The organism is Mucilaginibacter lappiensis, assembly GCF_900155965.1.
Taxonomy (GTDB): Bacteria; Bacteroidota; Bacteroidia; order Sphingobacteriales; family Sphingobacteriaceae; genus Mucilaginibacter; species Mucilaginibacter lappiensis.
In genome coordinates this window covers 78,636-101,377 of sequence record NZ_FTMG01000006.1, presented here as the reverse complement: position 1 = coordinate 101,377, position 22,742 = coordinate 78,636, and the positions used below count along the sequence as shown (strand labels likewise).

18 protein-coding genes are annotated in these 22,742 nt (G+C 39.3%); 8 read left to right on the top strand and 10 right to left on the bottom strand.

Annotation, left to right across the window (positions count from 1 at the left end; genetic code table 11):
* The first annotated feature begins 417 nt into the window (after positions 1–417).
* Positions 418–1,947: a HEPN domain-containing protein gene (locus BW976_RS13390; RefSeq protein ID WP_076373811.1), complete on the top strand. Its 1,530-nt coding sequence runs from the start codon at positions 418–420 to the stop codon at positions 1,945–1,947.
* 717 nt (positions 1,948–2,664) lie between these two features.
* Here BW976_RS13390 and BW976_RS13380 read toward each other — a convergent pair.
* The 4 genes from BW976_RS13380 to BW976_RS13365 all read right to left on the bottom strand — a co-directional run bounded on the left by BW976_RS13380 (position 2,665) and on the right by BW976_RS13365 (position 5,514).
* Entirely contained in the window at positions 2,665–3,036 is a 372-nt protein-coding gene (locus BW976_RS13380) for a hypothetical protein (RefSeq protein WP_139332296.1), read from the bottom strand.
* Positions 3,037–3,062: 26 nt separating this feature from the next.
* Complete coding sequence (locus BW976_RS13375) at positions 3,063–4,031, bottom strand: hypothetical protein (protein ID WP_076373808.1); 969 nt, start codon at positions 4,029–4,031, stop codon at positions 3,063–3,065.
* A gap of 138 nt (positions 4,032–4,169) precedes the next feature.
* Entirely contained in the window at positions 4,170–4,823 is a 654-nt protein-coding gene (locus tag BW976_RS29075) for a hypothetical protein (RefSeq protein WP_139332295.1), read from the bottom strand.
* 7 nt (positions 4,824–4,830) lie between these two features.
* Complete coding sequence (locus tag BW976_RS13365) at positions 4,831–5,514, bottom strand: hypothetical protein (RefSeq protein ID WP_076373806.1); 684 nt, start codon at positions 5,512–5,514, stop codon at positions 4,831–4,833.
* A gap of 71 nt (positions 5,515–5,585) precedes the next feature.
* Here BW976_RS13365 and BW976_RS13360 point away from each other — a divergent pair, with 71 nt between their 5' ends.
* From BW976_RS13360 to BW976_RS13350, 3 genes are read left to right on the top strand one after another with little or no spacing between them, the layout of a single operon-like run.
* Positions 5,586–7,223, top strand: coding sequence for a nucleotidyltransferase domain-containing protein (locus tag BW976_RS13360; protein ID WP_076373805.1), 1,638 nt, complete (start codon positions 5,586–5,588; stop codon positions 7,221–7,223).
* Positions 7,198–9,393 (top strand): peptidase domain-containing ABC transporter, encoded by a 2,196-nt coding sequence (locus BW976_RS13355; RefSeq protein ID WP_076373804.1) that lies wholly within the window; start codon positions 7,198–7,200, stop codon positions 9,391–9,393. Before BW976_RS13360 ends, BW976_RS13355 begins: the two co-directional genes overlap by 26 nt.
* A 10-nt stretch (positions 9,394–9,403) precedes the next feature.
* Positions 9,404–10,720, top strand: coding sequence for an HlyD family secretion protein (locus BW976_RS13350; protein WP_076373803.1), 1,317 nt, complete (start codon positions 9,404–9,406; stop codon positions 10,718–10,720).
* A gap of 666 nt (positions 10,721–11,386) precedes the next feature.
* Here the strand turns inward: BW976_RS13350 and BW976_RS13345 are convergent.
* On the bottom strand, positions 11,387–11,713 hold the full coding sequence (locus BW976_RS13345) for a hypothetical protein (protein ID WP_076373802.1): 327 nt from the start codon (positions 11,711–11,713) through the stop codon (positions 11,387–11,389).
* A 290-nt stretch (positions 11,714–12,003) separates the two neighbouring features.
* A complete protein-coding gene (locus BW976_RS13340) occupies positions 12,004–12,996 on the bottom strand; it encodes a helix-turn-helix domain-containing protein (RefSeq protein WP_175614103.1) in 993 nt (330 codons plus the stop codon).
* 271 nt (positions 12,997–13,267) lie between these two features.
* Here BW976_RS13340 and BW976_RS13335 point away from each other — a divergent pair, with 271 nt between their 5' ends.
* Positions 13,268–13,933 carry a class I SAM-dependent methyltransferase gene (locus BW976_RS13335; protein ID WP_076373800.1) on the top strand — a complete coding sequence of 222 codons (666 nt, stop codon included), beginning with the start codon at positions 13,268–13,270 and terminating at the stop codon, positions 13,931–13,933.
* Between the two features lie 80 nt (positions 13,934–14,013).
* On the opposite strand, the gene BW976_RS13330 is transcribed toward BW976_RS13335, so the two are convergent.
* Positions 14,014–14,577, bottom strand: a complete 564-nt coding sequence (locus BW976_RS13330) for a hypothetical protein (protein ID WP_076373799.1) — start codon at positions 14,575–14,577, stop codon at positions 14,014–14,016.
* Between the two features lie 32 nt (positions 14,578–14,609).
* Positions 14,610–15,572, bottom strand: coding sequence for a hypothetical protein (locus BW976_RS13325; protein ID WP_076373798.1), 963 nt, complete (start codon positions 15,570–15,572; stop codon positions 14,610–14,612).
* Positions 15,573–15,667: 95 nt separating this feature from the next.
* On the opposite strand from BW976_RS13325, the gene BW976_RS30040 reads away from it, so the two are divergent.
* The 3 genes from BW976_RS30040 to BW976_RS13310 all read left to right on the top strand — a co-directional run bounded on the left by BW976_RS30040 (position 15,668) and on the right by BW976_RS13310 (position 17,504).
* The gene (locus BW976_RS30040; protein ID WP_394333017.1) at positions 15,668–16,018 is read left to right on the top strand and encodes a potassium-transporting ATPase subunit KdpA; all 351 of its coding nucleotides are present in this window, start codon (positions 15,668–15,670) and stop codon (positions 16,016–16,018) included.
* Positions 16,019–16,228: 210 nt separating this feature from the next.
* Complete coding sequence (locus BW976_RS13315) at positions 16,229–16,816, top strand: hypothetical protein (protein WP_076373796.1); 588 nt, start codon at positions 16,229–16,231, stop codon at positions 16,814–16,816.
* A 145-nt stretch (positions 16,817–16,961) separates the two neighbouring features.
* Entirely contained in the window at positions 16,962–17,504 is a 543-nt protein-coding gene (locus tag BW976_RS13310) for a hypothetical protein (protein WP_139332294.1), read from the top strand.
* 793 nt (positions 17,505–18,297) lie between these two features.
* On the opposite strand, the gene BW976_RS13305 is transcribed toward BW976_RS13310, so the two are convergent.
* Positions 18,298–19,587 (bottom strand): TolC family protein, encoded by a 1,290-nt coding sequence (locus tag BW976_RS13305; RefSeq protein WP_076373794.1) that lies wholly within the window; start codon positions 19,585–19,587, stop codon positions 18,298–18,300.
* 12 nt (positions 19,588–19,599) lie between these two features.
* Entirely contained in the window at positions 19,600–22,701 is a 3,102-nt protein-coding gene (locus BW976_RS13300) for an efflux RND transporter permease subunit (RefSeq protein WP_076373997.1), read from the bottom strand.
* Positions 22,702–22,742 lie beyond the last annotated feature (41 nt).

The following is a 22,742-nucleotide window of genomic DNA, read 5'->3' as shown; positions in this document are numbered from 1 at the left end:
TGATAGCCTCTGAAGGTACTTTTAAAATTTTTGCAACCTGTTCTATAATATCGTCTTCTATTAATTCCTTTTGTTCTAAAAGAGAAACCCTTTTTTGGCTTCAGTCATTCCCAAGTGCCAACGCCAATGCCTCTTGTTTCCATCCTAGCATTTCTCTAAAACGTTTAACATTACGGCCCTGATGGATGTTTTTCGGTGTTTCAGTAGATGTATTCATTGGTCAGCAGTATTACAAGTATGATTTTAACAAATGTAATAAAAAAATATACTCAGGTGTTAAAAGCTGGTTTAGGCATTTGCAGGGGATAAATTATCTACTTAGCGTTCTTCGTTAGACGGCTAAGGAATAGGTTAGAAATTTCCTGCTCCGGTTCTTTGTATTACCGGTCAATGTAGCCCGGCACTAATTGAGTCAGTATGCGTCTCGGATATCATGCACCATGGGAACATTATCCCAAGAACCTGTCCTTCGAAGAAGTACAGAATCCATACGTTGTGTTAAATGAGTTTTTCGGCAGCTGGCCGGACACTCACAAAAAAGATCTCAAACAGTGGCGAAAGGCAGTCACCGCTGACACCTATTTCAAGGGAAAGCCACACGGTCCCGGTGAACTTTTATTTATCAATGAACAGGTCATTCGCTTAGTCGAGGCCTGTTATTTATTATGGGTTTCCTATAAAGGCGGTCATCGACAGGAAAACCAACTCACACCGATACTGCTGGAAAAGGCAAAGCAAGAATGGATCTATTTTCCGGACGATCTTTCGGAACAGGAACTACTCCATCCTTATAAAATACTCAAAAAAACATACAAACACTTCAGTGTGCAACGATACCGTGATCATCTGAAATACTGGTTATATGGTGCTATGTATAATCGCCCCATTCATGACGACGAGGTCATAACCCAAATGAAGACGATTTACCGTAATCTTAGTCAGCTATATGACGCAGCCTGGGTTATTCAGCAAACTGAGGGTATCCGGACATTAATAAAACATAAATATGATAAGCTTCAAGATGAAAAAGAAATAGCCATCAAAAGGTCAGATAAAATATTGAGCGATAAAGTGCCGGAAATAGCCGAAGAAAATCTGTTTATTGACCCAAAAGCGATCACGATAAAACCATTTGAACCAAAGATGACAACAGCGGAAAAGTTGGGGATCGATACGGTTACCGAGCACCTCTTAAAAGTTATACCGACAATACGCTCTATTACTTATCTGGGCAGTTACCCTAAACCATTTACTTATTACCTTCTAATATTGGTAGATGATGAAGAGAAAATGCCGGAGCATAGCATTGTCAATAAGCTGATCGATAATACCAAAGCACTCACGAACATTTACCCAATCGTTCATAAAGTGCAAAGCGCGGCTGATGGAATTAACAGCAAGGGCCGGTTCTGGTCCGTTGTATTTGAAAAAGGGATCAATGTCTATACCTCTGAAGGTCTTTACCTGCCTACACCGCATGTGCTCTCTCCAAAGCAACAAAAAGCAGCTATAAATGCCTGTTGGAAACGATGGTGCACCAATGGAAAAGAGTTCTTTCAGGGCGCTAAACGCTATTTAGAGGAAGGTAATAACAGGTTAGCCTTATTCCTGCTGCACCAAGCCGCAGAACATACCTTAATAGGTGTGCTGCAAATACTGTTCGGCTACCGGCAATCTGTTCACAGCTTGTCAAAACTACTGTCGCTAACCCTGCTTTTTACCGAGGACCTGATAGTGATCTTCAGTCTGGACACCGAGCAAGGTAAAGAGATCTTCAATTTACTACAGAACGGCTATTCCAAGGCACGTTATGATGAAAATTTTATAGCGGACGAAGATCCAGTAAAAACTGCGACACGTTTAGTCGGGATATTATTAGCCAAAGCCGAGGCACTTTACCGTGGGCAGCTGGAGCAGCAAAGTTTATCGGCAGAGGAATCGATATAAAAAGACTCCTGTAAAAATTAAGCATTAAATGTACGTCAGAAGAGAGAAACGATGCCTTTATACCTAAACGCATTAACAATACGGCGAGATTATTAGCGAAGAAGTATCAGGAGGAAAGCATCATTTATTTGTGCTCATCATATCATTAATAGTTCTGACACTCTGGCAGCAACGGGCGACTTCCGAGTTTTCTAAGTCATTCGACTTGCTGCCTTTTTTAATTAACACATTAACCGGAATGCCATGATGACAAAGGTCAATAACAGCGAAAAAGTCAAATATAAAGAGCTGTTTTTTTATACCCTACTATTATGCAATAAGGACCTGTTATTATATAAAGAAGTGCTTTATAAGCACTTTCCTACTCATAGGAAAATAAACATGGACATTCCGGCACACTTGACCATGCTGTTCCGTGCCCATTAGACCAATTAGTTGTGTTGATGAATATCAAATTTCAAATATCTAATTCAGGAAGATAGCATGGTCAAAGTGTAACGGAACGCCCTGAACTCTTTTGCAGAACGCGTTGATCAACGGCTCCAGAATATCCACCTCAAGAACCGAATACAAAACTAATCAACATCAGTTATTGGAGTACTTTACGTCAGATTATTGAGTAGTCTTTACAGTCTCTTTATTTAATTTTTTTAAGAAGCAAAAGATCGATAAGAAGCATACGAGGAAATATTAATTTCCTCGTATGCTATAATGGTTTTAATCAACCTTGAAATTAAATCTGATTTTATCAGAATTATCAATTATCATAAGTATACCACTTTCGTTTTGTAAGACCAATCCTTTAAATGAAGCCTTACCTTTTTGCAAGGTATTTATTACTTTTTCATCCAAAGCTGGGCCATTCGGCTTTTTTAATAAAACAACCGTTAAAGGATGATCATTGCCACTTTTTCCTAGCTTTAACACCGCTATTGAGTCTTTATACACTTTTGAAGCATAGATATCATCCTTGACAATGACCACCTGATTAATATATTTATAGGCGTCTTTTGCTGATATCATGTGGGACTGGCCCAAAGCAGCCTGACAAAGTAAAAATGACAGGAAGCTAATTATTACTACTTTCATTTAGTTTGGTATATAGTTAATAAGGATTATTGGTTCTGCAAATCTGTTAACCATTGTGGTACAGCATTGGGATCTGTTGTCACAGGTGCTTTATTATAAGTTAGATAATTCTGACCTACAGTCGATCCCTGCTGAAAACCATAAACCAAATTTGAATAATTAGATGCTGAGTAATCCCCATTAAGGAAGTTTGCCCAAGCTACTGTAAATTGTGACTGTTGAGCGTTTTGGTGATCGAAGTCTAATTGTGATTGCACATTAATTTCCAACGCCTGCGATGTGTAGTCGGCAGGTGCCTCTTTAACCATTTCAGCTGCCAACATATAAGCATCCAATTCAAAATTTACTTTGTTAGGGTTTTGGTTTTGGGCCCATTGCAGCGTATGATCTAATTCATGACCCACGTTATAAATTCCCCACGAATTAGTATTTCCCCCGTCTAAGAAACCTTGTAAATCAAATTCATTATTTTGATGATCAAATGCTGCTGTACCGCCATTGCTTGATGGCTTATTGGTGACCATTGGTTTCGTCAAATTTGCGTTCTCCGGTTTATTATAGTAAGCATCCAGCGCTGTAAGCATTTTATCCCCAGACTTTGTGCCGTCTATGTTAAGGAGGATATTTTTGAAATTGTCTTTTTGGGTTTGTGTTAAATCGGCAGAATACCGAAACTTATTGTACAAATCGTTAACAATGTCAATATGCAGGGGCGTCATAATGGCCTGAGGCCCGTATGGATTGGATGTATCACCGTCAGTTTGAATGCTTCCTCCTCCTCCATTTTCACCGGAACCACCATTATCGAAGCCAGGTCCAGAATAATTGCCTGGAGGCGTAATTGGTGTTCCGTAAATGACTACACCAGGATCTCCTGTCATCGAGTATGCAACGCCATGGTCACCACCATTATAAACATCACCGCCTAACGTTGACTGTTGGCGCTTTTGTTCCATCTCCGGGAACAGTAATGTTAATTCATCTAAATTTTTCATTTTAATTCAAAATTATACTGCACTAAAGCAAGGGTTTGAAATAAATATTAGGTATATTATTTCTAGTTTAATTAATGATCAATACAATTAACAAGAAAGCTTGACATACAAGTCTCTCTGCCTAAAAAACGGCCAGCATCAGGATGTTTTTTTATCCAAAAATCGGATCATATCTTTGGTATTCTTTAAGGCCTTTTCAAGCGCCTTTTTACTATTATAAAAGTAAAAGAGTTGGATCTGCCCCTTATCTTGCTTGTGTAGAAAGACGATTTGGCATGAATGATATCTGTTTCTGTATGGGTTTTCAGGAAAAAAATCATAGTAACCAGCCACATCAGCATTATATAATTGCTTTGCCATTGATGCAGAATAATAGTTTACCCTACTTGTGTCTTTTTGATTTGCTATATCACCCTTATAGCCATTATTAACATTGAAATTGGGATTTAATTGCCTGATCTTTTTTTCGTCCCAGCCATTGTAATTGATAAAAGAAACGGCAATCAAAATATTTTTGTCAATTGATTCGAGTTGGCAAAAAAAACTTATCGGCATAACATACTTTCCTGTGCTATTTCGACCAGGTAAATAGTGTTCTGTCGAGTCTGATTTAATGTACTTTGAAGGTAAATGATATTCAAAGCCAATATTATCAACAAAGTAATTTAATGCTCTATTATTTTGAGCCCAACTTGTCGTTCCAAAAAAACACGCGCAAATAATAAGTAAGCAACAACCAATTTTGGTACTCAGTTGCTGCTTACATGATTTTCTTTCAGAGGTGGTTAGCATCCTAATGTTACTTGCACCCACCGACGGCAAAAGCATTGGTCTGATTTACCGATGATGGATCTGCATAACTCAAATTATCATTATTTGTTGGGTCTGTTGTTTTATACATATTCAGTGTACTATCATAACCAGTAATTACAATTTCATGATACGTATTTGGTCCTGTCTTGATGTCGGTAATAATTTGATAACCATTTTTAAGAAAGGATTGGAAGCTATCAGTGGAAAGAATAACCTGGCCCTGAAAATGCTCAGTAGCAAAGTTTGATGCAAGTCTTGGATCTATATTTCCAGCGCTATTAACACTGTCCGCTCCGAACTCTTGCTTAAACATATCCAAATACTGCTGATCGGTAGTGTTACAATGGTATTGTTTCGATTCATATGCCAGTGCATTAAAAAAGCAGTATCCATTTGGCAAGGCTGTGTTCACCCCAGTGTAACCACCGTCGCTACCTCCATTGCCGCCCCCGCCCCCGTTATCACCTGGGCCGCCATTATTGAATCCTGGGCCTGAATATTGATCGGGAGGTGTAATTGGGGTGCCATAAATAGTTACTCCAGGATCTCCTGTCATAGAGTATGCAATGCCATGGTCACCACCATCGTAAACATCACCACCTAACGTTGACTGCTGCCGCTTTTGTTCCATTTCCGGGAACAGTAATGTTAATTCATCTAAATTTTTCATTTAAGGTTTAGTCGCTAAATTAAATATTTAAAGTTATTATTGTTTTGTATATAATTGACCACAATATAATAATGAATATTGTAATAAACGATTTAAATGTTAAAATAATATCTTTTTTAAATTATTATTTACCCGACGTTTATGCAGCCTGTTTAACCGGTAGCTACGTGGACCAGAATTTTAATGAAGAGTCGGATATTGATCTTTGGGTATTGAGCTATCAGCGGGATTACGTGTTTCATGAAACATTTATTTACGAAGGATTAAAAATTCAGGTCACCCATATCCCATTTACAAAAATTGATGAAATACTCTGGAACGATTATTTTTCTAGAATAGGAACTTACTTGGGAGCATTTGCTAAATCCCAAATCATTCAGGATAATAACGGCTACTTGACCAACCTCATTTCCAGGTGCCGTACCATTTATGCCGATGGACCCAGGAAAATGTCAATCTTAGAGTTACAGCAGAAAAAAGCGTTAATACTCAATCTGCTCTCAGACTTCAAAGGTGCTAAATCAAAACAAGAAAGTTATGTGACACTTAATGAACTATTTTCTCATTTTATCATGTTTTATATGCATTATAACAATGGATGGACTCATGGCGGTGGCAGACACATGATTCGCAATCTTCGCAGGTATGATGCTCAACTGTATGATAATATCTTTTCCTTGTATGAAGGCTACTTTACGGATCACGATAAAAAACCTTTTATCGAATATCTAAATAATAAACTTGAAGATTTTGAAGGATTAGACAATGGCTATAGCGTCTCTGAAGTTATGTTGGAAGTTAAACAGCCATATCTTGTTATACAGATTTTCGGTGTGGCGGATTGTTATGACTTCGCCATAAAAAAGTTCCCTTTAATAATTGATTTAATTGGCGACAAAATAGAAGACCACCTGGTTTTCAGGACCCGGGCTATTGGTGATTCCCAGATCAACGAAGACAGCCTGTACCTCCTTTTATTCGCCTCTTCTGTGACCGTGCTAAACCTGGAAATCATTCCCTTGCTGAATGATTTTGTTATAAAAAACGGAAGTATTTCAGCCAATTTCCCAGTTAACCTCGACCTTTCTCTGGTCTTTAGTCAGCAGGAAATGATCAGACCATTAGTGAGGTGGCTTTCCAGCTTAAAGAAAAGTCAGGCGTTTGAGGATTTGGCAGAAACAAAATCCTTTGTGGCGGGATTAGAACTTTTTAAATTGTTCCATGCTGTTTTGTTTAACGGCGACAATAACGAGTTCCTTGATTTCCTGACCTACGTGCACACGCTTTGGTTCACTTGTGCCTATGACAAGGGCAGGTTTTTCAGGACGGATCAGTTAATGCAGGAAAAGAATAACATGGCATCCGTGTTTGCCAAGCAATATGCACAACAGGCAAATACATTGAAGTCCCTATTCGGTGATAACGAATTCCGGATGATACCGGAGCCAAGCCGGAGAACCTTTCATGATTTAATACCTTTTCTGAATACCAATAAACTTCATCCGGGATCTATAAATCCCGCTGTAGAAACGGAAGAAGGTTCACTAATCCCCAAAGCCAGTTGGATTGTCTATCAAAATGTATTAAAAATTGCCTTAGCCAGCCTTTTTATACAGGACAATAAAATGAGTTATCTATCCTTTTCCATTATGGCCATCATTCAAGATAAAAACCAAGCTCCACATGAAAATCTGGCCGTTCCCAACTGAGAGGCAATTAGATAGTAAAGATTGCGGTGCCACCTGCATTAAAATAATCGCAAAGCACTACGGAAAATTCTATTCCCTGCAATACCTGCGGGATAAGGCAGGCACAAGGCGCGAAGGCGTTTCTATCGCTGACCTGAGTTATACTGCCGAATCCATAGGATTAAGGACATTGGCTTTACATTGCACATTAACCGAACTGGAAGAGAAAGTACCATTGCCTTGTATTGTTCATTGGAAAAATACGCACTTCGTTGTTGTTTATAAGATCAACAAGGATAAGGTTTATACCTCCGATCCCGCAAAAGGTCTGGTAAGTTATCCTTTGGATGTATTCCAAAAACATTGGTATCTAAGGGATGAACCTAAAGGCGCAGTATTAGCCCTGGAGCCAATGGCTGATTTTGAGCAAAGGGATGAAGGGCAAAAAAGGGACAGAAAACGAACAATGTCCAATATTTTCGGCTACTTCAAGCCTTACAAAAAGAACTTCATTAATCTTGGAGTGGTCATGCTCCTGGTCACTATCCTTCAAGGCATCCTTCCTTTTATCGCCAAAGCAGTTATCGATGTTGGCATACAAACAAAGGACCTTAAGTTCATCAATGTGGTATTGGTTGCCAATATCTGCATTGTCGTCAGTATTATGTTATCCAATGCTGTCAGGAACTGGATACTATTACATGTTACCTCCAGGATTAACATCGCTATTATTTCTGATTACCTGATCAAGCTCATGAAACTGCCTATCACTTTTTTTGAAAATAAGCTGGTTGGCGATATTTTACAAAGGGCCAATGATCACGAGCGTATCAGGAGCTTTATTATGAACAATGGGCTAAATATGATTTTTTCCACCCTAACTTTTGTGGTGTTTGGAATCATCTTGTCCATTTATAATACGGTGATCTTCTTGATATTTCTTTTTGGGAGTATCCTGTATGTACTATGGACGTTGGCATTTATCCGTATCCGCAAAAAACTGGACTGGGAATACTTTGATTTGGTATCTAAAGACCAGAGTTATTGGGTAGAAACGATCAGCGGCATGCAGGATATCAAGATCAACAATTATGAAACCGCGAAAAGATGGAAGTGGGAAAAGAATCAGGTTAAACTCCACCGCGTCAATACCCGTGTGCTGTCAGTAACAGACACACAGAATTTAGGCGCTCAATTTATCGACACTCTGAAAAATCTTTGTATCACATTTTATTGTGCAAAGGCCGTGATCACCGGAGAGATAACTTTTGGGGTTATGATTTCAACCCAATTTATTATTGGTATGCTGAACGGACCGGTGATTCAATTTATCCAGTTCATTATATCGGCGCAATTCGCCCAAATCAGTTTTCTCCGTTTAAATGAGATTCACCAATTGAAGGAAGAAGAGGAAGAAACGGTGAATAATTCAATCGAATTACCTTCCAACAAAACCATTATTCTTAAGAATGTTTCCTTTCAATATTCTCCTAACAGTCCGCTAACCATAAAAGGCCTGACGATGATCATACCTGAAGGAAAGATCACTGCTATTGTTGGGGATAGCGGAAGCGGAAAAACGACTTTATTGAAATTACTGTTAAGGCTCTATGAACCTTCCTATGGTGAAGTTTCCGTTGGTGGTATGAACATTAATAATATCAGTCTGAAGCAATGGCGCGAGCGATGCGGCGCTGTAATGCAAGATGGAAAAATCTTTAATGACACTATACTTAATAATATCATTCTTGGAGATGAGAATATCAACTATGAATTGCTCCGTCACGCGGTGGAAACCGCCAATATTGCCTATGAAATTGAGTCATTACCCTCCGGTTATCAAACGGTGATGGGCGAACTTGGAAGAGGTCTGAGTGGCGGCCAAAAACAAAGAATTTTAATTGCAAGGGCTTTATATAAGAATCCTGATTATCTCTTCTTTGATGAGGCAACGAATTCTTTGGATGCGATAAATGAGCAGAAAATTGTAAACGCATTGGAACATGTTTTTAAAGGTAAGACAGTGATCATCATAGCACACAGGTTAAGTACAATCCGCAAAGCAGATCAAATTATTGTACTTCGGGACGGACAGATTATTGAAGTGGGGAATCATGAAAGCCTAGTCAAACAGGAAGGCCGGTATTACGAACTGATAAGTACGCAATCAGAAATTTTAAGGGCTAATTAATCTGCAAGCAATGAAAAACATTACAGAGTTTAAAGATACTGTAAAGCGATCCGAAAGAAGCGAAGAGGTACAGCATATCCTGGAACGGATGCCTACAAGGTTTGGTCTGGTGGTGAGTATTCTAACCATAAGCCTATTTGCGATGCTGGTAATTTTTGGTTTTACAGTGAAGTACCCAGATATAGTTACAGGAAACATTACCATTAACGCTGAACATCCCCCTATCAAAATGATTGCCTTCGGTGCCGGCAAAATTCGGTTACTAAAAAAGTCACAGCAAGTGGTCAAAGCTGGTGAATTGATCGGGTACTTGGATAACCCAGCGGATTATAACGATGTAAACTCCCTGAAAGCTGCACTGAAATCTTTTAAGATCCTTCAACCATCCGACAGTCTTTTACATACCGATTGGGTACTTGGCGAACTGACACCTAAATATTACCAGTTGATCAGTGCCATCCAAAATTACCGGACTTTTTATTCCGCTAATATCTTTGCCAAACAAGCAGAAGACCTGGAACTATCCATCGCCCAGGGAAGGCAAAGCTTGCAACAATTGCAGCAGCAACTCGAGCTGATTAAAAGCAATGTTGCATTAACCTTTAAATCCTTTCAACGGGACTCTACCCTTTTTAAAGGAAAAGTGGAATCAGAGGCTGAGTTTGAAAAATCAAGGATGAATTTTTACAACATCAAAAAAAGCTATCATGACGCGCTTAATACTATTTACTCTCAAAAACAACAATTAGCCGATAACGCTAATAAGATCCAGCAAATCGGAATGCAGAAAAATGATAAAGAGCAGCAAGTAAGAACTGCCCTGGCATCCGCTTATAATGACCTGTTAGAAGAAATTGCAGCCTGGCAACAGAAATTCGAATTTATAAGTCCAGCCAATGGTAATGTACAGTTTCTTGACTTCTGGCGTGAAAATCAATTTGTTTCGCAGGGTCAGGAAATTTTTAGCGTCATTTCCAAAGAGAATAAGCCATCTGGTGAACTCATTCTACCTTCAAGCGGAGCTGGAAAAGTAAAGATAGGCCAGGAAGTGATTGTCAAACTGGAGAACTATCCTTATCAGCAGTATGGTAGCATTAAGGGAAAGGTGGAAAGCATGTCATTAACGACCAATCAATCCAGGGATAAGAATAATGGGTTTGTCAATAATTATCTGATCACGGTCAGCTTACCTAATTCGCTTAAAACTAATTTTGGTTCTGCTTTGGATTTTAAATCTGAATTAAGGGGTAGCGCAGATATAATTACAGAAGATAGAAGATTCGTTGGTAGGTTATTTGATAACTTAAAGAACTCTTATCAAAGATAATACCGATTTAAACACTAGCATTAGGGACAGGACTTGAATGGATCAGTATTATCCTCATTTTAACTTATAAATCCTGATTCACAACAAATCCCGAAGCTTTTACAAATAATTTGATAGCGTTTGATTTATAATGACTTATAAAAAAAATAACCGTTTATATTAATTGGTGTAATACATCCTGGCATTGGTCCTCGGCCTGTAATCGGACTGGTAATGATGCGAGCTAATCGCGATTAATTACACGTGGCAATTCTCGCTAATCTTTAAAGACTTTCTGCATTGCTGAAATCAGAAATCATCTAATTATTGGGGTAGTTTTGCCCAGAATTAGAATCACGGTCACTTTTATAAAACCAATAGTCTCTCCTTAAATTAAATGCTGAACAAGTGAAGTATACGGGTTCTGGCTATCCTGTCAAGTCGTTTGGGTCCGACCAAAACATGGCTTGCTTTGCTTTTATTGCCGTAAAAAAGTCATTATTGATCGCTATATAATAACGGAGAAACGGTAACGTCATTATCCCTGAAAGCCAAAAGATGAAAACATAATTGACCACACTTTAGACCATCATAATTTGCAGGTTTTGGTTTCATGCGAAATTTCAATTCCACCGGAAAACTCAACCATTGAGTTTTAAAAAGTAACCGAACATGCATAGGCTGATTCTAACATGCCATTTCAAATTTTAATTTAAAATCCGGGAAAACTTTTGACAGATCGGCCACGACGTTGAATATCAGCTCATCCAGCCTAATCCCGTTAAAAGAGAATTTATGCTCACTGCTGTTGATGTCAGCCAAAGTCGGTTTTCGGGCAAAAAAGTTATAGTCTGTGTGGGTAAACATGTAGTTCCCATCCTGGAATACCCGAACTGTGTTGACTTTAGCAGTGGCTTGGGGCAATTGTTGCATCAGCCCGCCAAAACCGGCAACGCCATCCGCAGTACCCAGGTTGTGCTCTTTATAATTATTCGGGTTGATTACAGCACCCAATACTGTTTAAATTAATAAACAAACTTAAGAGACGATGAGCTACGAAATATTATTCATTCAAGGCACAGGGACGAAAAAACAGAGCAGGAGCAAGTAATTGTGGATGAGTTAAGGATTAACCTTGGTGATGAGTTTACGATTATATATCCGCCAATGCTGGATGCTGATTACCCCATTTATATAGCTTGGAATGACGTTTTAACAACGAATCTCAAAAACTTATCGGGTAAAGTTATCCTGCCCGATCATTCCCCAGATGTTCTAAATGCCTTATTGCCATAGGGGATCCTTCAAGTTTTCACTTTTCCGGGTGACACTGCGAATTTCTTCCGGAAGGCAGTGCTGAAATGCTGAACAGAGGAATAACCAAGTTCGAATGCAACAGATTTTATAGACTTGCCGTCCAAAAGCAACTCTTTCGCATAATTTAATTTGTAATCACTTAAATAACCAAATACGCTACTATCAAACAGTGCTTTAAAACCCTGCTTAAGTTTAAACTCGTTAATGCCGCACACTTTTGATAGCTGCGCGACCGAAGGCGGTTGGTGAATGTTCTGAATCAGGTAGTCCCTGGCATAATAAATACAGTCCTTATCGTATGTAGATTTTAAAGGAAAATTTTGTTTTTTTGTAACTGCCATCTCAAAGGCATCGGCCTGAAGAACAAGCAATTCTATACATTTTGACTGAAGAAACAAGACTTTTAATCCTTCTATGTAATTACAGTTGAGAATACCATGAATGCAGTCATGCATCGCCGACGAGATAGGAAGTTCTTGTTCTGCTATTTGTGCATAACGCCCCCCATCCACATGATCAGCTAACACCTGGAGCGCCCTACAAGAATTTTCGGATAATTGCAGAAACTTTTCTTTAGCAAAATGCACCTCAAAGAAACGGTAGTTACGTCTAGTATCGTATTCACCTATACCATCCAATTGAGGCATATAAATGATATTTTGTTGGTTGGAATTAAAAAGATATTTCTGGTTATTGACATAATTATATATTGTTCCATTACCGGATAAAGTGAAGCGCAACTTAATCATATCCGGTACATCGTTGGTGGGTCGAAAATACAGTTGATGCTGTTTGAACATAACGTCGCCGTACACGATATAAATATCCGGGGTAGTGATCTGCACTAGTTCTGCATCGCTAAAGGAAAAACTGTACTTCTCTTTTCTTTCAATTACCAAATGTTCCCGCATAGGAAAATGTTCGAAGCTACCACCTACTTTTTTCCAGGTCCCATAATTCTTACTAACATTGATTCCCATAGTGGCAATTATGATAAAAAATTGGAACAATTCTGAAGTGACTTTTAAAAAATTCGTTTTTATGTAAAAGAAAATCCGTTTGATGTAAAAACACTCCATAACTATTGCTCCACTTTTGTCAGACTTACTAAGTGATTTCCCAGGACAGAGGTAGTGTCAAACTATTGTTTCTATTCAATTCATTTTACACTGCTAACCTTAGAATTTACTTTAAGAAAGGTTTGAAACAATAATAGAAATGCACCAGGAAAGAAATTCAATAGCGTAAACCATGAATAAGCAGTTAGATGTTAGGGAATTGGGTGAACAAATGCATTGTTCTAATGGAGTACCGGCCAAAGAAATCGAGAATTATATCTTTCAGGCTGGCAACATGATGATTTTCAAAACCGTAGATAGTTTAGAGCTGATAACTAATGTAAAAGTACTGGAAATCGGCTTCGGCAATGCGAAGCATCTCCCTTTTCTTTTCCAAAAGGCCAGCGGAATCTGCTATTACGGTATTGATACTTCGGAGGCATTTGTTAAGAAAGCGTTCTCAAACAACACATTGAAAGCAAAAGAAGGCCGTGCTCGATTTATCAAAGTAGAAGGAGATGGAATATTGAATTTCCAAAATGATTTCTTTGATTGTTGCTTCTCGGCAAACGCCCTTTATTTCTGGAAAAATCCGATACCATATTTCATGGAAATCCATCGTGTTATGAGGCCGGGAGGAAAATTTGCCATTGCTTTTATTGAAAAAAAATTTGCAGGGAGGCTTCCTTGGACCCAGCTCGATTTCACACTTTATGAAGTAAATGAAATAAAAAAAATATTTCAGAATACAGGGTTCATAAATATTGAGGTAAAACAAATGACTGCGCAAATCACAGGTAAAGGCGAACAGGAAATAACGGAGCCTTTTGTTATAATGATTGGCCAAAAGGAGGGGTAAATACAGGAATTTAATTTTTACTGATCTCTTCAATTAGACGCTTGTTTGCTGTTGGTAACAAGATCATTACTTGAGTAAGACTATTTTTTCAGCGACACCAAAAGTTGTAGCAGTTTTTCTTCCAGATCAAAACGTTCGAAATAGGTAACCAGCTTATAATTGTGGTGATAGTAATCTGATTCATCCTCTTCGTAATATGGTTTCCGGGGATCGCCGTGGGTATTTTTATGGCCAAATTGCAGTTGTAGTTTATGACGATTATCCATAAACTGTAACCCAAATGGCAACTGAAGTGGCTTTTGGGGATCTATTCCCACCTCTGGTTTATAAAATACAATATGATCCAGGTAAAGGGAGCCATCACCTACCGGATTTTTAATACGGTAATCCGCAGCAGTAACAACAAAGCGGCCTTCGGGATCACTCTGGCGTTGTTTTTCGGCCTGCTCGGGATAATCTCTCTCAAACTGTAAGGTAAAGCCGTGGTTTTTAAAAGTTACCTGCTTCTTTTTGTCTAGTTTTTTATCTGGTAAACTTAAATCCGGTAACCTCGTTATATCAACTCCCTGCTCCTCTAAAAATATCAACAGTTCGGGGTGATTGGAGACATAGCCCAGGTATTTTACAAGTTTATTACCGTTCATATGGTGAGGTTGATATTACTCCGCTTAACAAATTATTTAAGTTTGGTAAATGTGGCTTTAACAGGCTGCTCCAACTCATAACCCTTGCTTCCTTTATATACATAACGCTGTATTACTTTAAAACTTGCCACCTTCATCCCTTTTACCTGATCCTTAATTCCGGGTGGAATAACCTCTTTGTCATTGGCTTTATATGTACCTTTTATAGTGATCAAAACATCCCTGAAAAACTTTTTGCTGCTCGCCGGAACACTGTATTCACTTGTCCATGAACTTAACCCTTCTTCCTCACTTACCTCGGTACGTTCCACGCCATAGGTCGCCAGTACCTGTCGATAAGCACCACCCGTTCCTGCAATTAGAAAATAGCTACCATCAAATGGACCGCCTGCACCTCCATTGCTGTGTTTGATCATAAACGCATATTGATTTTGCCCTATCAAAACCAGCTTAGGATCAGGGCAATGAGAAAATGCACCATATGCGCCTATAGCAGGCTGAAAGATTCTTAATTTCCAGGCTCCATTTGTAAAAACAAACTTTGCCAGCCCAAGCAAGCCTCCTGTAAAGCGGGATGTCATTGCGCCATCCTCATCAAATTCTGAATGGTTAAAACTGATCACCTTGTATTTTACCCCCGTTGAGTCCTGGTAATCCATCACATTAAGTAAACGTGTAGCCACACCATTCTGATACGGAAACTGCGGAATACCATCTTCGTTCACATCTGTATAAGTTTGGGTTTTGCAAGTATTACACTCCCAATTTATAAGCTCATTATTGTATTTACCCTTTGACAGGTTATAATATTTACCAGGAAAAAGCTGGAGCAAAACTTTCTGTGCATTAAATGGCTCGGGCACAATAAGGCTTCTGTCTGTTTTTAACAGGGTATCATTTATGGTTTTCTTTTTTAGGATCTCATCCTGTGATTGAGCAAAAACCGAAGCTGAAAAACCCGCACTCAAAAGCAATAACAGTAATAATGATTTCATAGTAGTAGATAAATGCAAAACTAAGAATATTTCGTCTACTGCAGCTCAGCAAATAATCCTCCTGATCGGGCTTACCCGGAGTTTTTTGGTAAAAAATAGGTGTCCAGAAAATGCAGGCTGCCCTCGTCGTCAATGTTATCCAGCTATTTGTTCCGGTGGCTTTAACGGTCATAATCTGCTTTGTCTATGTAAACCATAGCGGCGGTCCCGATTCCCAGGTATGGTTTAGCAATAAAGGCCCGCATGGTTTTACCACTATGTTATATGAATATGTATTTTCGGTAGCAGGCAATTGTTCAAATTTCGGTAGCCTGGGCCTTAATCATCCAATAAGGTGTTTGAATCATCTTGGAGATTGTAAATTGAACTGTCAACTCTTTAATGGGATCAAAAAGTCAAGATCTTTGTCGTATTCCCATTTTTTTTTCTCTTCGTTTAATGAATAGAATTTCACCAAACGCCCTGTCCTTAATCCGATGTACTTTTTGTCATACGTAAATACCTCATCAACTTTAACTGGCAGGGGAAAATCATATTCAAACAGGTGTTTGTAATACAGGTATTCTAAGACTTTAGCAAGTGATAAAAAAATAATTTTCTATAATCATTGACCTAACGATCCGGATGATATTGTATTTGATGAAAAAGGGAAATTTGTGAGAATAGACAAAAATGAACTTCCTGATAGGTTAGTTGTTGAAAACTCAGCCACAAAAGTAAAGCAATATTATAGCTTTGCAGATCCTGTCAATGACCCAGCGGACATACGTAAAGGGATTATAAATACGTTAGTGTTCGTAAGCGCAGATAAAATTAGATCAATGCTTGAAGGCCAGGGAGTATTTGATTTTTTTGCTTTGACTCACTTCTATACTCAAAGTAAAGGAGCCGGGAAATTGGACTTTTCGCTCAGTGTAATACCAACAGAATTCGCTCAATATGGCGCAAGTGAAAGCCCTCAGAATCCGTTAACCCCCTCTCCTGTATTATTTTTACCTGCGGGAGATAAATACGTTCATAATCATATGAATTTTGGTAATTCTCTTTGGGGCGCGGCCGGTGCTTCTGAGGGGCTGAGTTTGCCTGTATTGCAATGGGGGGCTAATTATAATAGCTTGCATAATTCTTGGACAAATGGTTATGATCCGCAGCCGGATTCGGCAGATGACCAACTTTTGATAGCGCGAGGTGTTCAGTATGCACAACAACATCGGTGGAATTGGGGAAAATCAATGTGGCGCTAATTATAATAGCTTGCATGATTCTTGAACAAATGGTTATGCTTCGCAGCCGGATTCGGCAGATGGCCAACTTTCGATAGCGCTAGGTGTTCAGTATGCACAACAACGTCGATGGAATTGTGGAAAATAATTAATTAATAAATAACATATGAAAAGATTAATTTTTTTGTGTAGCATGATTATGGCAATGAGTTGTTCTAGTGAGCATCAAAAAAAGAGGGTTACAAAGGATGTAGTCGATAATTTTATAAAGAAATATCACGCCGAATCATTTTCGGAGTTTAAAAACGTATTTATTTCTATTAGAGAAACGAATGGATCAAGCAGTTCATATATACTTCAGAAAAATGCAGGCAATTTACCTGTATATGTAGTAACCTATAACGAAAATACAAATGAAATAGTGGAGGTAAACAATTCGAGATTAAGAGCAAAAAAAGTAGATGATTATTTTACAAGTAATCAAATTACTTCTTTTATAAAGAAATTCAGATACTATAAATTTTGCCTGTTGAGTGTCGATGCTCAAGGGAATGTTTTCATAAATCCATTTTATCCGGGTAATCCAGCCATTTTTTTAAGAATAAGTAAAACACCGAGCTTAGAAATATCAAAAATATCAGGAGATTATATTTACTATAAAGACAACTGGTACGTAAATCGGACACAATTGGTTGACTTAAAATTGTAAGGTATTCTTACCGTCGCACGCGTTTGAGCAATAATTATTGATTAATGATGCCTTGATTACCCGTTGTCGGGGTATCCCCAATTTCGGACGGTTATGCAGCCAAAAATAGAGTAGAGATCAAATAATTATTATTAGGTCTTTGCTTTTATAAGCGATCCATCTTTTATATATAGACTTCGAACGGCAACGAATTATATGTGCTCTACTTTATGTTCGTTCCTACTTTTTGATATAACATGTTGAATATTATAATAGATCTAAATTGTCAGATCATCTGGCTATCTATGTTATTGAATTAGTGAGCTCCCAAATAATATCTTTATGTAAAGCAAAAAATTATGTCCATTCTCATAAGTAAGATTTGTAATTAATTTGTATTAAGAAATGTTTAGCAATTTGGTGTGTAGTAAAGTGAATCTCATATAAAATATTGTAAGTCAGTTTTTATTCCCTGCGGTAATAAATTTAAGATAAACATATATTCTTATATATAATCCAAAATACTTATTTTTGAGTTAAGAAATGTAGCTGAATTCAGTTGCTTTAAAAGGCTTTCATTTTTAGAGTGTTTTAGATAGATAGACAATCAATTTTTAATAAAGCGTCATTCGTGGCGTCTTTTGTTAAAGATATATAAAGGGCTGAAAACCACTTGATTTTAACAGAGGTTCGAGTCCCGTCCATTCCGCATCATCAATAGCAAAACCCTTCAAATGATATCATTTGAAGGGTTTTTTGTTTTAAGCTATATGCTACTTTAAAATAGCATATAGAGGAATAAGGTAGGAAGGAATTATTGAAGATCCCAAATGCCTGCCGAACGTTCTAGCGTGATCAATGCGGCTGCGTAATTGTATAAAGTCTGATAATAGCCTTCTTGTACATCGTTGTAGGTTCGCTGGGCATTCAAAACTTCGAGCAAGGAAGTTTCACCCCGTTTATAGCTATATATTTTACCATTCAGCACTTTCTCGGCGTCGGCTATCAAACCACTTTTATACTGCTGAACCTGTTTTTGAGCCGATTTATAATTAAAATACGACTGAATCACATCTGCCTGGATCTGTTGTAAAACCTGATCATACTGAACAGCTACCTGTTGGATGGTAAAATGAGCTGCTTTCAGATCGCCTTTATAATGATTGGAAAATTTTAACGGAACGCTGAGCCCCGCATTAACAGAGTGATAGGCTGGAGTTGGAGCAATATCATTGGTAGATGCTCCGCTGAATTGCATCCCTGTGTTGATACCTAGATCAATTGTTCGGTTTGCTTTTACCAGCGATAGATTTTTTTCGGCGACGGTTTTACTATTTTGAGCCGCTACAGCATCGGCCCTGTTATTTTGAGCATTATTAATTAACTGTGCCAGCACAAATGTTCTTTCCAGGTTATCGGCACTTTTAGTCGGAACAAATAAAGTATCGATGTCCTTTTTTCCGGTAAATACACTCAGCTGCACCAGGGAAGATTTCCAGTCGGATTCATTTTGAATAACGGAATTAAGAAAACTACTGGCCTCCAATTTAGACTGCCTGGCATCTATCTGGGCAATGGCGCCAAGCTTAAAACGGACAGAATCGGCATCGGCCAAGTGTTTCATGGTTTGATAGGAGTTTTCCTGTACCAGAAGCAGATCCTTTTGCTGAATAGCATTATAATAAGCCATAGCGGCATCTGCCCTCAGGTTCCGGAGATAATCGGTTAGTAATGCCTTGCTCAACTCAGTCTGACTTTTGGCCAGGTTGATCCTGGCGCTACGCTTTCCGCCTAATTCAAGCGTAGCTCCCAAACTAAAATTTACACCCTGACCTAAATGTAGTTTTGACTCCTGGTTATTGTAGGCTCCTACAGTTAGCTGAGGATCCGGAAAAACTTTAGCGCTTTCTATACCTGCCTCGGCAATACTTACATTATATTGCTGTGCCAGCAAGCCCAGGTTTTGTTTGCCAACCAAATTAAGATACGGCACCAGCGACAGTTTTTTGGAATAAGTTAAATTAGTATCTATTTGTGCATCAACATTAACGGCAATACCAAGGGCAAATGCAAACGTTAAAATGTATTTGAAAATGAATTTCATAAATATTTATGGTTAAGCTTCTATGGTTGAAGATTGAAAATCATGGTTGCCCCATTTGCTTTCGATGAGATAATATAGAGCCGGCAAAACAAACAGGGTAATAGCTGTAGCAACAAAAAGACCGTAAACAATTACTGTTGCCAATGGTCGTTGCACATCAGACCCGATGCCTGTGGCTAATGAGGCTGGAAGCAAGCCTAAAGCTGCAACAGTGGCTGTCATCAATACCGGGCGGAAACGGTGCCTTGTCCCCTGTATCACCGCCTGGAGTATATTAGAACCTTTTTTGCGTAGATCATTAATGTGCGAAATAAGAATAACCCCATTTTGTATAGCTACACCAAACAAGGCGATAAAGCCTACGGCAGAAGATACGTTCAACGTCATCCCGCGTATATTAAGGGCTAACATTCCACCAAATAAAGCTAAAGGGACTATGCTTAAGATAAGCCCAGCCTGCCTGAATTTGCCGAAGGCACCATAAAGCAACAGGAACATGATAGCTAAAGCCAAAGGCACAATAACCGCCAATTTTGCATAAGCCCTGTTTTGATTTTCAAACTGACCACCCCATGCTATCTGATATTTTTCTTTATTGTATTTAACCTGCTGATTTATTTTTGCCTGGGCTTCTGCTAAAAAGGTTGACAGGTCTGTACCTCTTAAATTAAGACGAACGGTAAGCTGGCGACGGTTCATTTCCCTGGAAATAGAGCTTTCTCCTATATCCGTTTTTATTTCGGCCACCTGTGATAAAGGTATTTTGGCTCCTGTTTGGGAGGTTAGCATCAGGTTGGCAATTTTCTCGGGAGTATTGCGGCTCTCTTCTTTATAACGGCAGATCACATCATAAACCTTATCTGATATAAAAACCTGAGATACAGCTTTACCGCCAATAGCCACTTCAATTAACTCGGCTACATCGCTCATGTTTAGCCCGTACCTTGCCACAGCATCGCGGTTTACTTTGATCTGCAGTTGAGGGAGCGGCGGCTCCTGGTCTATCGCAATATCAACCGCTCCTTTCACGGTTTGTAGCGTAGATACAGCTGCTTCGGCAATGCGCCGGGTCTCTTTGAAATCATTACCAAATACTTTTAATACCAATTCGCTATGGGCACCGGCAATTTTGTCCATTACCCCATCAATCATAGGCTGTGTAAAAGCGACTGAATAACCTGGCATAGCAGCATATTCCTTTGATAATTCATCAATGAGATCATATTTGGTTTTGCCGCCTTCCCATTCGTTATAAGGTTTTAAACCTACCGAAACTTCAAAGTGCGATGGGGTAAAGTAATCGGTACCATCGTCATTGCGTCCCGCCTGAACGGTTACATAAGTAATTTCAGGATGTTTAAGTGTGGCAGCCCTCAAAGCATCGCTCATTTGTTGGGATTTTTGAAGCGTTATGCCCGGTGGCAAAGAAACCTGTAACCAGATGGAACCCTCATCCAATGTAGGTAAAAAATCTTTACCTACAGTTACCGACAAAATAAGCGCACCCGCGAAAGCCAACGCCAAAGGAATAAAAACGCGTTTGGGCTTGTTCATGATCTTAGTGATCCGGCTTTCATATTTGGCCGACAGATGCTCCAGCCACTTGTTATGATAAAGTTTCCTGGGTTTGCGGTAAACCGCGTAGGCCAAACCCGGGATAAGCAATAAGGCCACGGCTAATGCACCCAAAAGTGCGTAGCCTACGGTGAAGGCCATCGGGGTAAAAAGTTTCTTCTCTACGCGTTCAAAGGAGAATAGGGGCAGATAGGCCGTAATGATGATAATGGTAGAAAACAAGATGGGTTTCGCTACTTCCAACGCTCTTGCGCTTATGGTCGCCTCTTCCAATACTTGGTCGGGATTATTTTCTCTTTTCTTGAGAATGGTTTCCATCATCACGATGGCCCCATCTACAATGATCCCAAAATCAATGGCTCCCAGGGAAAGAAGGTTGGCCGGGATATTGGTAAACTTCATCAAAATAAAAGCGACCAATAAAGCCAGGGGAATGGTGATAGCAACAATGAGCGCACCGCGCCAGTTACCCAAAAATACAATGAGCACAATGATTACCAGGGCCATCCCTTCTAAAAGCGTGTGAGAAACGGTATCAAGAGTTTTATTGATGAGGTTTGTGCGGTCGAGATAAGGCCTGATGGTAACACCTTCAGGAAGTATATTCTTATTGAGGTTATCAACGGCCTGATGAATACCTTCCAACACAACGGAGGGGTTTTGTCCTTTCAGCATCACCACGATCCCTTCAATGCCATCGTTATGGTCAACCTTTCTATCGGTATAACCCAGCACCCCTTTACGTTCCAGTGTTCCGAATTTGAGCTCGCCTATATCTTTGATCAGTATGGGTACGCCATTAACCGATTTAACTACAACATCTCCCAGCCCCTGAAGATCTTTTACCAATCCTATGCCGCGCACTACATATCCCTGTTCGCCCCTGTTTAAAACACTACCACCAGCGTTGGTATTATTGTTATTGATGGCGGTTTGCACGTCTGTCAGCGAAAGATGGTATTGGGCCAATTTGTCTGGGTCAATCTCTACCTGGAACTGTGTGGTAATGCCGCCAAAGTTTGCTACATCGGCCACTCCGGTAATTTGTTTGATGCGGGGTATGATCACCCATTGCTGCAGATCTGTAAGGGCCCTTAAATCATGATTGGTGCTCTCAATAATATACCGGTATACTTCGCCGGTTGGTGAGGTTAAAGGGTCAAGACCGGGAACGGCACTAAAGGGTAACTGAACGCCGGTTAAGCGCTCCTGGATCCTTTGCCGGGCCCAGTAATCATCTACTCCATCGTCAAATACCAGTGTAATGAGGGAAAGACCAAAGAGGCTGCGGCTGCGCATCACGTGCATACCCGGTAAACCATTCAATGAACGCTCGATGGGGATGGTGATCTGCTGTTCCACTTCTTCGGCAGCCAGACCCGGAACCTGTGTTACTACCTGCGAAGTTACATCGGCAATATCGGGATAGGCTTCAATGGATAATTGTTTCCAGGAGTAGTAACCAAAGAAAGCCAGCAGTACAAATAAGGCCACGAAAAGCCAGCGCTTTTTTATTGCGGTAAATATTAATGTTTTCATTAGAGCAATTTGTTTTTTTAAGGCAATGAAGCGATCATGAG

What these genes read in the sequence shown, in the direction of transcription:
- BW976_RS13365 (WP_076373806.1), bottom strand. Translation starts at nt 5,514, where the DNA reads ATGAAAAATTTAGATGAATTAACATTACTGTTCCCGGAAATGGAACAA.
- BW976_RS13360 (WP_076373805.1), top strand. Translation starts at nt 5,586, where the DNA reads ATGAATATTGTAATAAACGATTTAAATGTTAAAATAATATCTTTTTTA.
- BW976_RS13330 (WP_076373799.1), bottom strand. Translation starts at nt 14,577, where the DNA reads ATGAACGGTAATAAACTTGTAAAATACCTGGGCTATGTCTCCAATCAC.
- BW976_RS13335 (WP_076373800.1), top strand. Translation starts at nt 13,268, where the DNA reads ATGAATAAGCAGTTAGATGTTAGGGAATTGGGTGAACAAATGCATTGT.
- BW976_RS13340 (WP_175614103.1), bottom strand. Translation starts at nt 12,996, where the DNA reads ATGGGAATCAATGTTAGTAAGAATTATGGGACCTGGAAAAAAGTAGGT.
- BW976_RS13375 (WP_076373808.1), bottom strand. Translation starts at nt 4,031, where the DNA reads ATGAAAAATTTAGATGAATTAACATTACTGTTCCCGGAGATGGAACAA.
- BW976_RS13300 (WP_076373997.1), bottom strand. Translation starts at nt 22,701, where the DNA reads ATGAAAACATTAATATTTACCGCAATAAAAAAGCGCTGGCTTTTCGTG.
- BW976_RS13350 (WP_076373803.1), top strand. Translation starts at nt 9,404, where the DNA reads ATGAAAAACATTACAGAGTTTAAAGATACTGTAAAGCGATCCGAAAGA.
- BW976_RS13305 (WP_076373794.1), bottom strand. Translation starts at nt 19,587, where the DNA reads ATGAAATTCATTTTCAAATACATTTTAACGTTTGCATTTGCCCTTGGT.
- BW976_RS13390 (WP_076373811.1), top strand. Translation starts at nt 418, where the DNA reads ATGCGTCTCGGATATCATGCACCATGGGAACATTATCCCAAGAACCTG.
- BW976_RS13380 (WP_139332296.1), bottom strand. Translation starts at nt 3,036, where the DNA reads ATGAAAGTAGTAATAATTAGCTTCCTGTCATTTTTACTTTGTCAGGCT.
- BW976_RS13325 (WP_076373798.1), bottom strand. Translation starts at nt 15,572, where the DNA reads ATGAAATCATTATTACTGTTATTGCTTTTGAGTGCGGGTTTTTCAGCT.
- BW976_RS13355 (WP_076373804.1), top strand. Translation starts at nt 7,198, where the DNA reads ATGAAAATCTGGCCGTTCCCAACTGAGAGGCAATTAGATAGTAAAGAT.
- BW976_RS13310 (WP_139332294.1), top strand. Translation starts at nt 16,962, where the DNA reads ATGAAAAGATTAATTTTTTTGTGTAGCATGATTATGGCAATGAGTTGT.
- BW976_RS29075 (WP_139332295.1), bottom strand. Translation starts at nt 4,823, where the DNA reads ATGCTAACCACCTCTGAAAGAAAATCATGTAAGCAGCAACTGAGTACC.